Raw genomic sequence first — 12,498 nt, 5'->3', positions numbered from 1 at the left:
AAAAAAATAATAGCAAAGTCTTATTATTTTAAAAGTATGGATGTTCTTGTGAATCACTGGCGGCAAGAAGAGCCGCCAGTGAAACGGCCGGCACCAGCCCTTCCGGGCTTTCCGGCACATGGGAATGCCTTTTTTCTAAACGACATATAAAACAGTCATTTCTTTCAGCTTTGCTTCAATTTCCTGTCTTAAAAACAGTTCTCCGTCTTTTCTTATGTCCTCCCGATAACAGTATTTCCCCCTTCCCCGTCCGGTCATCAGCTCTTTTTCATAGAGGCGGTCCGCCTGGGGGAATGCCTCTGTATTGATGGCATTTTGGACGTAGCTGTAAGTCATAAAGATGATTTCAATGGGAGCCTGCTTTTTTACTTTTTGAGTGAGCTGGTCTGAAAGGGTGGTGATCAGCTCAGAGTACAGATTTTTCCAGTCTTCCGTGATGATGATGGGGGCGATCAAAAGTCCTACCCGGTATCCGGCATCACACATGCTGTTTAAAGCGGAAATTCTGGCATTTAAGCCGGATGTTCCTGGTTCAAAACGGGTGATTATGGACTGGGGGTTGACGCTCATCCGGATTATGACCCGGCCGCCGTGACTGATGCCAAGGAGAGGCTCCACTTGATTGAATTTGGTAGGAAAAGTGAGATACCCATAGTTGCTTCGGCTGAAATTCTCAATGGTCCATGCCAGGTTTCCGGTTATGGTGTTTTCAAGGACAAGATCACTGTTGCTTCCTATCTCATAGGTATAATCCTTTTCCATGCGGGCTCCGTGATCTATGATTTTTTTCAGCATCTGCTCCCGGTTTACAAACAGACGCAAATAGGCGCACTTGTTATAATTGCACACCAGATAACAGTAATGGCACATGGCGGTACAGCCTGATGAGGTATAAGGAACAAGAAAATCCGATACCTTGTGATTGGGTACAAAGTTGTGGGTTTTACGGATTCCTATAATAAGATGACGTTTCAATGCGGAAAATTCTTTGTTGGGACGGGTGCGAAGTTCGTCTATTTTGTTGTGACTTGCAATGGGAATCCATGGTAGATTGCTGTATTTTTCTCTTAAATAGCGGCCCAGCTCATAATCCAGGGATTCCGGCTCGTAATAAATTTCATCTGGAAACATGTGATACCTCCTATGAAGAGTAGTATATGTGAAAAATAAGGAGGTAAACAAAATTTTAAAATTTTGTTGTAATTACAACGGACAGAATCCAAGGTGCATTGTATGATAGCTTCAGAAAGAAAATCCAAGGAGGAGATAAAGAATGGTTCGTAGAATAATTCAGATAGATAGAGAAAAATGCAACGGATGTGGTCTTTGTGCAGCAGCATGTCACGAGGGAGCCATCGGAATGGTCAATGGAAAAGCCGAACTTCTCAGAGATGACTACTGTGATGGATTAGGGGACTGCCTTCCCACTTGCCCCACGGGAGCCATTGCTTTTGTGGAGCGGGAGGCAGCCGCTTATGATGAAGAGGCGGTGGCGCTGAATAGGAAAAAGACCGGTGCAAAGGGGCACGCAGCCTTTGGCGGCTGTCCTGGAAGCCGGGCTTCGGTGATAGAACCAGCAGCTGATAGGGAGGAAAGGACTGAGGCCCCAGTTCAGTCCCAGCTAAGACAGTGGCCGGTACAGATCAAGCTGGTTCCTGTGAAAGCACCGTACTTTGATCAGGCCGATTTATTAATTGCAGCGGATTGCAGCGCTTACGCTTACGGAGATTTCCATCAGAAGTTCCTGAAGGGAAAGATCGTTCTTGTGGGTTGTCCCAAGCTTGATCAGGTAGATTACAGCGAAAAGCTGACGGAGATCATAAGGAACAACAGGATTCAAAGCATTACCCTTGTCCGCATGGAGGTGCCCTGCTGCGGCGGTTTGGAGCATGCAGCATTAAAAGCCCTGAAAGAAAGCGGAAAAGAAATTCCATGTGAGGTTATTACCATCTCCGTAGATGGGAATATTCTGTAATACCAACAGCGGAATCCGGCATGATCTATGCCGGATTCCGCTGTTGAACGCATACGTGAGCATATGCAGGGGACGGACGTACTTCGCAGCAAATCACGGCATCTTATCATGGAAAATACGTTCGAAAAAGCATAAAATGCTTCTGTCAGGTCATCCTTCCTGAAAATCTTCCTTTAACGTAAAACGGTTTTTTTTATAGACCAGCACTCCTTCATCCTGTAATTTACTCATCTCATTGGACAGGGCACTGCGGTCAATAGACAGGTAATCCGCCAGCTGCTGCCTGTTAAAGGGAATATCAAAGGTTGAGGAATTGCTTTTTAAGGATTCCGCGGAAAGATAGGAGAGGAGCTTTTCCCGAATGGTCTTTTTGGACATGTGCTGCATTTTTTTGGTGAGAGTCAGGTTCCTTCTGGCAACGGCGGATAGGAAATTCTGTATCAGCCGCGTGTGAAAGGTACAGGCGGACGTGCACACGTTCAGTATCTTGTTAAAGTCCAGAAACAGCACATCACATTCAGAGTCGGAGATGACGCTCATTTCAATGGGAATGGAGGGGATGCAGGCATAGGTTTCCGCAAATATGGTGCCGGGAAGGACTTCGGAAATAATGGTCCTTTTGCCCCAGAAATCCTCCTGGATGATGAGAGCAGTCCCGGAAAGCATCATTCCAACGGAATGTATATAATCTCCGTTTCTTATTATGAATTCTTCTTTTTTATAATGCTTCAGCCGAGCCGATAAGCATTTTAACATGGCGCTTATTTCCTCCGGGCTGACTCCGTAAAACAGGTAGGATTTTTTTAATACGGACAGATATTCCTCCATTAGCTGCCTCCTTAAAATATTTTTATTTTGTTGTAATAACAACAGAAATGATGCGATTATTATATTATAATCTGCTTATAAAAGCAAGAAAAAACAAAGAGGCAGGGCCAAAAAACTTATGGGGATAAAAGAAGAGCGGTTTCAGACGGTAAGTGGCGGCCGATTCATCAGGAGAAAGGAAAACAGCATATAGAAAGGTTGGATAAAGATATGGATGGTAAAATGTTTTGTTTTCAGTGCGAGCAGACGGCAGGCTGCAGCGGCTGCACGGGCAGTGCAGGAGTATGTGGAAAGTCGGCAAACACTGCAAATTTACAGGATGAACTGACCGGTGCCCTGATTGGCCTGGCAAAAGCCTGTGGCAATAATCCCCGTTTGGAAACCACAACAAGGCTTCTGGTGGAAGGATTATTCACCACCATTACAAATGTAAATTTCAATGATGAAGTTTTAATAAAGATGATCGCAAGGGTGCAGGAAGAAAAAAACAGTATCGTTCCGGATTGCAGGAAATGTACCTCTGTGTGCGGGAATACTTCCGATTATGATATGAAGAACTTATGGGATGCAGAAGAGGATATCCGTTCCTTAAAGTCCCTGATTTTATTTGGACTGCGGGGGGTTGCGGCTTATGCTTATCATGCCATGGTTCTTGGATATGAAGACGAGGCTGTCAATGATTTCTTCTATAAGGCCCTGTCCATCATCAGTTATGATATGTCCATGGAGCAGCTGCTTCCGGTAGTCCTTGAAGTGGGAGAGATCAATTTAAAATGCATGGAACTTCTGGATAAGGCAAATACTACTGCCTTTGGAACGCCAAAGCCCACCAGAGTGCCACTTACCATTGAAAAAGGCCCATTTATCGTCGTCACCGGACATGATTTATATGATTTAAAGCAGCTTCTTGAGCAGACAAAGGATAAAGGGATCAATCTCTATACGCACGGAGAGATGCTTCCGGCCCACGGCTATCCGGAATTAAAGAAGTATCGTCATTTGAAGGGGAATTTTGGAACTGCATGGCAGAATCAGCAAAAAGAATTCGATGATCTTCCGGCCCCCATCCTTTTTACGACAAATTGTCTGATGCCGGTAAAGAAAAGCTATGCAGACCGTGTATTTACCACGGAAGTGGTATCCTATCCGGAAATGGTCCACATTGGAGAGGACAAAGACTTTACTCCTGTCATTGAAAAGTCCCTGGAACTTGGCGGGTACGGGGAAGACCACGAAATGACGGGAATCAACGGCGGCAAGGAAGTCATGACCGGATTTTCCCATGGGACCGTGCTGGGAGTTGCGGATCAGGTCATTGACGCAGTGAAGCAGGGAGCCATCAGCCATTTCTTCCTGGTGGGAGGCTGTGACGGTGCTAAGACAGGAAGAAATTATTATACCGATTTTGTAAAGCAGACTCCAAAGGATTCCATGATCCTCACCCTTGCCTGCGGAAAGTACCGTTTCAATGACCTGGACCTTGGAACCATCGGCGGGCTTCCAAGAATCATGGATATGGGCCAGTGCAATGATGCGTTCAGTGCCATTAAAGTGGCGGTGGCTTTGGCAGAAGCTTTTGACTGCAGTGTCAACGAACTCCCCTTGTCCATGGTACTGTCCTGGTATGAGCAGAAGGCCGTTTGTATTCTTCTTACCTTGCTGCATCTTGGAATCAAAAACATTACCCTGGGACCATCCTTACCGGCATTTTTATCACCAAATGTAGTAACGTTCCTTGTTGAAAACTACGGAATATCACCGATTACCACACCGGAAGAGGATTTAAAGAAAATTCTTGGATAATATAAATCATGAATCATAAAACAGGAGGAAAATTATATGATAACGAAAGAAATGTATATTGGAGAAATTTTAAGAAGCAAACCAGAAGCAGCGGAGGTTTTAATGGGCTGCGGCATGCACTGTCTGGGCTGTCCTTCATCCCAGATGGAATCCCTGGAGGATGCATGTATGGTTCACGGGCTTGATGCAGATGCCGTACTGGATAAGCTGAATCAATAAAGAAGGAAAGAGGTACAGGATGAGCGCTTTTTTAGGACCAATCCACACATGGTTATACAATAAAATAAAATTCCAGGATGCAATGGCGGATGAAATCCTTCATCTGGCAGAGGAAAAGGAATATGCAGGAGAACTTAGAAACAGGACCGATACCAGGTATGGAGTGCTTGAAAAGGGAAATCTGGAGGATTTGATTGATACGGGCAATATTCATGGCTGGCTGCAGGAAAAGGTGAGCCTGGTGGAAAACCGGCTGGCTTATGTGGTCACTGAGATTTTAGAACCGGATCAGGGAAGGCTGTCTGAAGTGATTTCCGTTGTACGGGAATTCGGAAAGAGGAATTCTCCGGATAAAGATGTGACGGTTCGGAAAGCCTATGAGTATCTGGAAAGTACTTTGTTAAACGGCATGCCCTGTGACCGGGTGAATGAACAGATCCAGGAAACAGAAGACAGACTGGTATGGAAACAGACACAGGATATCCATGGCGCTTATTGGGCGATGATCCATGGAAATGGGGAACATTATTACACCTTAAGGGAATCTCTGATGGAAGGAATGTTTGAAGGGACCGGAATAGAATTTCATCAGATCGAGGATCAGGTATATGAATTAAGGAGACGCCTATGTACGGAATAGACATTTTAATGAAGGAGCATGAAAACATTCTGGCTTTTACCGGGTTTTTAAGAAGCATTAGCTCCGGCATTCTGGAAGGCAAGCCGGTGGATGCGCCCCTCCTGCGGGAATGCCTTGACTTTGCAAGAAATTACGCAGACAAGCATCATCATGGAAAGGAAGAAAAGATATTGTTCCGGATCATGATGGAAAATATGGGGCCGGTTGCCGAAAAGCTGATTCGAAACGGTATGCTTGTAGAACATGACCTGGGAAGACTTTATCTTTCCGAACTGGAAAAGGCCATAGATGAGTATGAGAGACATCCTGGTACAGAACCGAAGTTGGATATTATTTCCAATGCGGTGGGCTATGGCGCATTATTAAAACGCCATATTGATAAAGAGGATGAGGCTGCTTATGCGTTTGCGGCCCGTGCACTTTCAGAGGATAAGTTACAGGCAGTGGATGAGGAAACAGATTCCTTTGAAAGGCAGGCAAAGGATCAGGGCGTTCAGGACAAGTATGAATCCTGGATCCGGGAAAAGATAAGGTAACAGTGACAGGGCGGCCTGAAGGGGAAACAGGCCGTCCTGCCTGCTGCAGGGAGATACATAAGAAAGGGGGGCACAGAAGCTTTTCCGGGGAGACGGAAAGGAACATAAGAAGCATTGAGATCAGAATGGAAAAGGAAGAATACGGCTTGTACCGGCTGGTAAAATATAGAAGAAAAGCCTCTGCCAAGGGGCTTTTCTTCATGATAATGCAAAAAATTAATTGCCCAAATAAACATTTCGAAGTATAATAATTTGAAGTGCATTTTTTATTCCTAGTAATTAGATAGAAAAATACAGAAAGAGGTAGAATCATTTGTTGAACCAGTTTTCAAGAACCCAGCTTTTATTGGGTGAAGATGCCATGAAAAAATTATCGGAAGCAAAGGTTGCTGTTTTTGGTATCGGCGGTGTGGGCGGATATGTGGCAGAGGCCTTGGTAAGAAGCGGAATCGGTTCCTTTGTGCTTGTGGATGATGATAAGGTCTGCCTTACCAATATAAACAGACAGATCATAGCCACCCGGAAAACGGTAGGCAAATATAAAGTGGATGTTATGAAGGACAGGATTTTGGAGATCAATCCCGACGCACAGGTGGAAACCCATCAGTGTTTCTATTTGCCGGAGAATGCGGATGATTTTGATTTTAAGGAGTATGATTATGTAGTGGATGCGGTGGATACCGTAACCGCAAAGCTGGAGCTGATCATGCGCGCAAAAGAAGCTGGCGTACCGGTCATCAGCTGCATGGGCGCAGGCAATAAGCTGGATCCTACGAAATTTTTAGTGGCTGACATTTATAAGACCACCATGTGTCCCCTTGCAAAGGTCATGCGGAGAGAGTTAAAGAAAAGGGGCGTAAAAAAGCTTAAGGTAGTCTACTCCACGGAAAAGCCTACAAGACCCTTGGAAGACATGTCCATCAGCTGCAGGACAAACTGTATCTGCCCGCCCGGAGCCAAGCATAAGTGTACGGAACGAAGAGATATTCCGGGAAGCGTTGCTTTTGTGCCCTCTGTAGCAGGGCTTATTATAGCCGGAGAAGTGATCAAGGACCTGGCGCGGAAGGAATAGACGGAAATGAATGGAGTAAGAGGTGACCATATGTTTGATGGCAGCATGTCCCGGGAACAGGATCTGTCATTGGATCAAATGAAGCAAATGAGCCCGGAGGAATACGTGCTTGTAGACGTGAGGGATCAGACGTCATACAACCATGGTTTTATACCGGGAGCCATAAATATTGAAAAAGAAGCATTATTAAACGGAGACCGCCCTCTTCCCAGGGATAAGAAGATCATCCTGTACTGCTTAAAGGGGATTATCAGTGAAGATGCGGCAAGGGATTTAACGGAAAAAGGCTATGAAGCATATAATCTCCGGGGCGGCTATGGGGAATGGCTGCTTCGTACCATGGAAAGAGAGGATAAATCAGACGACCGGCTGGAAAATATAGAAAAGAGCATCCGGAAGAAATTCCATAAGGAGCTGTTCAGCAGATTTGCCAAGGCCATTAATGAATATGAGCTGGTAAAGGAAAACGACAGGATCGCTGTCTGCATTTCCGGAGGCAAGGATTCCATGCTCATGGCAAAGCTTTTTCAGGAGCTGAGAAGACACAATAAATTTCCCTTTGAACTGGTTTTTCTTGTCATGGATCCGGGATACAACGAAACCAACCGGCAGGTGATTGAATCCAATGCCAGGCTTTTAAATATTCCGATCACCGTATTTGAAACCCAGATCTTTGACGCAGTGTATGACGTAGAAAAGTCCCCGTGTTATTTGTGTGCCAGGATGAGGAGGGGGTATTTGTACAATAAGGCAAGGGAGCTTGGCTGTAATAAGATTGCCCTGGGACATCATTACGATGATGTGATCGAAACCATATTAATGGGAATGATGTACGGTGCACAGATACAGACCATGATGCCGAAGCTGCACAGCACAAATTTTGAAGGCATGGAACTTATCCGCCCCATGTATCTCATTCGGGAAGATGACATCAAAGACTGGAGGGATTACAATGGCCTGCACTTCATCCAGTGTGCATGTCGGTTTACGGATACCTGCACTACCTGCAGGACGGATGGCAGCACAGGGTCAAAGAGGGTGGAAATTAAGAACCTGATCAGGCAGCTAAAGGAGACCAATCCATACATTGAAAGCAATATTTTTAAGAGCGTGGAAAATGTGAACCTGAATACCATAATCGCCTATAAGGAAAATGGGACAACACACCACTTCCTTGACGGTTACGATCTGGTGGGAAGGGCTGAACCCGCTGATGAATGATTATCTGGCGGGATAACGATTGCCGATCTGTTTTACAAAAGCGGATATACGACGATTACATCATATAAAGAGTGAATTGATAAAGCTGAACGTTTGAAAGGGCAACGGATATCCTCCGCCGCCCTTTCTTTTACATCCAAAACATTCCCAGTTATTTCCACTGGAAAAATGGAAGCAATCGTGCTATCATATATTTGTAACACAAATGTAATACAAATGTAACAATTTCAAAGGAGGCAAATGAATTGAGAAAACTAACGGCACTTGGAATGATTACACTTACTTTAACGAGTATGATACCATTGACAGCCAATGCGGCGGTGACCAGACCTTACAGTCAGTGCAACACCGGAAGAAGCATTGTGACAGTGAGCAGGAACTGTAATTTAGATGATTTAAAGGCTAAATTAAAACAGTACGGGGTCGACCAAAACAGTGTGGACTGGTCTAAGCTGATCAATGGCAGCAATAATGGCAAAAACTGCAATAGAAATACCGGCAATACCGGAAATACCGGAAATACCGGCAATACAGGAAATACCGGAAATACGGGCAATACCGGTAATACTGGAAATACCGGAAATACGGGCAATACCGGTAATACTGGAAATACCGGCAATACTGGAAATACCGGTAACACAGGAAATACCGGTAATACAGGAAATACCGGCAACGACGGGAGTACGACCAATAAGACTTATACCCAGCAGGTTGTAGATCTTGTAAATGCAGAGAGAGCAAAGGAAGGACTTGCTCCGCTTACCATTGATCCTGCTGTAGAGAAGGCTGCTACCGTAAGAGCCAATGAGATCCAGTCAAAGTTTGATCATGTCCGCCCCAATGGCAGCTCATTTTCTTCCGCTTTAAAAGAGCAGAATGTAAGTTACCGGGGTGCTGGAGAGAACATCGCATGGGGACAGAAAACACCTCAGGATGTGGTGACTGCCTGGATGAACAGTGCGGGCCACCGTGCAAATATCATGAATAAAAGCTATACACATATTGGAGTAGGCAATACTCAAAATAGTAGCGGAACCCAGTACTGGGTGCAGTTATTTACATACTAATTAACGAATGAAATGATCCAGATTCTGTTGTAAAACATTACAGCGGATCTGGATCATTTTTTATGCAATTAAATTCAGGTTGAACTTTATAAAAGAAATAGTTATACTTAGTTCATGCGGGGCCAGCCTGTGTTAAAAGGAATGAGCCATGCAGGAAAGGGTACGTTTAACCAAAGCGATCAGGAAGATGAGATTACGAAGACCACGAAAATGCATGTCGATTCAAAATGTGACAATAGTCACCTTTATCTGTCTGTTCCTTTTATCCCTGGTGGGCATAGAAAAACTAGTGTTAAACAACTTGCAATCTTCCATAACCAGAGAAACCGCCGGAATATCTGAAAAGATGAACCAGGACTTAATGGAAAATGTGAATTCATTTTTCCGGGTTCCGGTTACAGCAAATGAAATAGGAAAAAAACTGATTGAAAATGAAGCCATTGATTTTCTGAATGAAAAGAGCCGAAACTCCTTTTTTCTTGGTATCTTAAAAACTTACGAGACAGAGATTTACAGCTTTGCTTATGCTTCCGTTGATGGAGCATATTATGGGGCCCTGAGAAATAAACGGGGGGATTTTGAACTCATAAAGAACAATGCTGAGACAGGAGGAGAATGCTGGCGTTACTCTGTTCATGAGGATCTCACAGCAGGAGCCATTACAGGGAATTCAGGCACCTTTGATCCCCGGCAGCAGGTATGGTACCAGGAGGCGGAAAAGGAAGGAGCCCCTGTCTTTTCGCCTGTATACAAAGATTTCATCGCAGATGACCTGGCAGTATCTGTTTCGTCTCCTGTGTATGACAGGGAAGGCAGGCTGAATGGCGTATTAAGTGCTCATATGCTCCTCTCTGAAATCAGTGGCTATCTGAAAACCCAGGCGGCAGGTTCCAAGGGTTATGTGGCAGTCATAGAGGAAGGTACCCGGTATTTAATTGCAAATTCTATGGGAGAAGATAATTCTGTCATGACTGCCTATGGAACATTGAAAAGGAATACCATGGAAAGCCTTTCTTTATCTATCATAAAAACCAGCTATGAGAAATATTTAAAAGCCCATGAGACAGAATTTTCATGGAACTTGGGAGAGGATACCTGGTATGCAGACATACAGGAATACCGGAAGGCAGGACTTAACTGGGTCATCATTTCCGTGATCCCGGAAAGCTTTTTGGCTGCAGAGCTGAACCGGAATATAGAAATTACGGTTCAGCTGACTTTCTTTGCCGCCATTTTTTCCATAGGGATCTTTTCCCTGATCATCCGAAGGCTTTATAAGCCCATTAATGGCCTGCTGACCGTTGCAGAGGGGATTTCCGCAGGCAATCTGGAGCAGCGGGTGGAGATCGTAAGAAATGACGAAATCGGAAGGATATCCAACGTATTTAACCGTCTGGCGGATAATCTGCTTGACATGGTCAAGCATCTGGAATGCATTGTGGAAATGCGGACCCAGGAGCTTAATAAGGCAAATGAAATATTAAAAGAGAACCAGTCTCAGCTTCATCTGATCCTGGATACTGCGGCAGAAGCCATATTTGGTACAGACTTAAACGGAAAGTGCACGTTTTGCAACAAAAGCTGCCTTCACCTTCTGGGATATTCAAAGCCGGAGGAGCTTTTAGGAATTGATATGTTGGCAGCCCTGGGAGGCAATGAGAATGAAGAACTGGCAGATTTTGACGGAAAGCGGTTTCTTGCCGATTATCCCTGTCCGGGAAAGGAGGAAGAGGAAAGGACCAGAGTACTGAAACGGGCTGACGGTACTTCCTTTGAGGCGGAGTACCGGTCCCTGCCTCAGTTAAAGGATGGGAAGCATGTTGGATATGTCATAACCTTTGCCGATATTACCGAGCGGAAGAAAGGGGAGGAAAGGATCCGTTTTTTAAGCTACCATGATCCTCTTACCGGTTTGGTTAACCGAAGGTGTTTTGAACAGGAGATGAAACAGGCGGATACCCTGCAAAATCATCCGGTTTCCCTGATTTTTCTTGATCTAAACGGATTAAAGCTTATCAATGACACCTTTGGTCATTCGGCAGGGGATGAATTCATTGTCAAAGCCGCCCAGGTTTTAAAAAAGAACTGCCGGGAGGGGGATGTTGCCGCCCGGATCGGGGGGGACGAATTTACGGTTTTACTGCCACGTACTTCCAGGGATGAAGCAGAGGTCATTGCTGAACGGATAAGAAACCAGGTTGCAGAAGAAAAGGTAAACATGGTATCTTGCAGTGTTGCAGTTGGAACTGCCACTAAGGAAAAGCATTGGCAGAGAATCGAACGGATACTGGAACTGGCAGAAAATGAGATGTATAAGGAAAAGAGCACCTCTTCCATAAACTTTGGGATCCATGCGATTAACGGCATCATCACCTCGCTTCATATGAAAAGCCCGTGGGAGAAAAAGCATTCAGAGGAGGTCAGCAAGCTGTGTGAAAAAATCGGTATTGCTATGGAGCTTCCTGAAACAGAAATTAAAAAGCTGCGGGATGGGGCATACCTCCACGATATTGGTAAGATCACCTTAAGCGAGTCCATCCTTGAGAAAACTCCGGAAAAACTGTCTGAGGTGGAACATGAGATGATAAGGCAGCATCCGGCGATCGGATACCGCATCCTTAATCTGTCCCAGGAGACCCTGGACCTTGCCAACGGAGTGTACAGCCATCACGAATGCTGGGATGGTTCCGGCTATCCCAAGGGCTTAAAAGGAGAGGAGATACCCCTGATTTCACGGATTCTGTCTGTTGCGGAGGCCTATGAACGGATTGTAAACCGGGAAAAGGACCGGAAAAAGGGAAAGGAAAGGGCGCTTCAATCCATCTTAATGAAATCCGGAAAAAAATATGATCCTGCAATCGCCCAGTTATTTGTCCGAATCATGAAGGAGGATAAGCAGTGCTGATGTTTCGGTCATATTCTGACAGGGCTACCTCTACCATAGCCGTGGTTATTTTTTCTGCATTTCTTGGCATATCCGCATTGGGGATACAAAAGAAAAAGCGGAGGAATGGGTTTGGCACAAGTATTGAGACTAATCTGAATCAGGTTAGTCTTTTCTTGTTATGATTTTGTGATAAACGGTATAGTATCATAAGGATTCAGGCAATTACCAGCAGAATCCTTCTAAGAGAAGG

General features: G+C 44.9%; 11 protein-coding genes. 9 read left to right on the top strand and 2 right to left on the bottom strand.

The genetic code is table 11. The features are described from left to right. Nucleotides 1–135 precede the first annotated feature (135 nt). Entirely contained in the window at nt 136–1,131 is a 996-nt protein-coding gene (locus tag CLOSA_RS12865) for an SPL family radical SAM protein (protein ID WP_013273206.1), read from the bottom strand. Between the two features lie 142 nt (nt 1,132–1,273). Here CLOSA_RS12865 and CLOSA_RS12860 point away from each other — a divergent pair, with 142 nt between their 5' ends. Next, on the top strand, nt 1,274–1,975 hold the full coding sequence (locus tag CLOSA_RS12860) for an ATP-binding protein (protein WP_013273205.1): 702 nt from the start codon (nt 1,274–1,276) through the stop codon (nt 1,973–1,975). Nucleotides 1,976–2,125: 150 nt separating this feature from the next. On the opposite strand, the gene CLOSA_RS12855 is transcribed toward CLOSA_RS12860, so the two are convergent. Beyond that, the gene (locus tag CLOSA_RS12855) at nt 2,126–2,803 is read right to left on the bottom strand and encodes a Crp/Fnr family transcriptional regulator (protein ID WP_013273204.1); all 678 of its coding nucleotides are present in this window, start codon (nt 2,801–2,803) and stop codon (nt 2,126–2,128) included. A gap of 210 nt (nt 2,804–3,013) precedes the next feature. Between CLOSA_RS12855 and hcp the strand changes: the two genes are divergently transcribed. The 8 genes from hcp (at nt 3,014) to CLOSA_RS12810 (ending at nt 12,266) form a co-directional block, all read left to right on the top strand. Continuing rightward, the gene (gene hcp, locus CLOSA_RS12850; protein ID WP_013273203.1) at nt 3,014–4,606 is read left to right on the top strand and encodes a hydroxylamine reductase; all 1,593 of its coding nucleotides are present in this window, start codon (nt 3,014–3,016) and stop codon (nt 4,604–4,606) included. A gap of 36 nt (nt 4,607–4,642) precedes the next feature. After that, nucleotides 4,643–4,825 (top strand): DUF1858 domain-containing protein, encoded by a 183-nt coding sequence (locus tag CLOSA_RS12845; protein WP_013273202.1) that lies wholly within the window; start codon nt 4,643–4,645, stop codon nt 4,823–4,825. Nucleotides 4,826–4,844: 19 nt separating this feature from the next. Beyond that, entirely contained in the window at nt 4,845–5,465 is a 621-nt protein-coding gene (locus tag CLOSA_RS12840; protein WP_013273201.1) for a hypothetical protein, read from the top strand. Next, nucleotides 5,453–6,001 (top strand): hemerythrin domain-containing protein, encoded by a 549-nt coding sequence (locus CLOSA_RS12835; RefSeq protein ID WP_013273200.1) that lies wholly within the window; start codon nt 5,453–5,455, stop codon nt 5,999–6,001. The genes CLOSA_RS12840 and CLOSA_RS12835 overlap by 13 nt, the downstream gene beginning before the upstream one ends. Nucleotides 6,002–6,314: 313 nt before the next feature. Then, nucleotides 6,315–7,073, top strand: a complete 759-nt coding sequence (locus tag CLOSA_RS12825; protein WP_013273199.1) for a tRNA threonylcarbamoyladenosine dehydratase — start codon at nt 6,315–6,317, stop codon at nt 7,071–7,073. A gap of 45 nt (nt 7,074–7,118) precedes the next feature. Further along, nucleotides 7,119–8,294 (top strand): ATP-binding protein, encoded by a 1,176-nt coding sequence (locus CLOSA_RS12820; RefSeq protein ID WP_041709185.1) that lies wholly within the window; start codon nt 7,119–7,121, stop codon nt 8,292–8,294. Nucleotides 8,295–8,539: 245 nt separating this feature from the next. After that, entirely contained in the window at nt 8,540–9,361 is an 822-nt protein-coding gene (locus CLOSA_RS23065) for a CAP domain-containing protein (RefSeq protein WP_013273197.1), read from the top strand. Nucleotides 9,362–9,548: 187 nt separating this feature from the next. Further along, nucleotides 9,549–12,266 (top strand): diguanylate cyclase domain-containing protein, encoded by a 2,718-nt coding sequence (locus CLOSA_RS12810; protein ID WP_041709182.1) that lies wholly within the window; start codon nt 9,549–9,551, stop codon nt 12,264–12,266. Nucleotides 12,267–12,498: the final 232 nt, after the last annotated feature.

This window comes from [Clostridium] saccharolyticum WM1 (genome assembly GCF_000144625.1).
In the GTDB taxonomy this organism is placed as follows: Bacteria; Bacillota; Clostridia; order Lachnospirales; family Lachnospiraceae; genus Lacrimispora; species Lacrimispora saccharolytica.
This window is presented reverse-complemented; position numbering and strand designations above follow the sequence as displayed.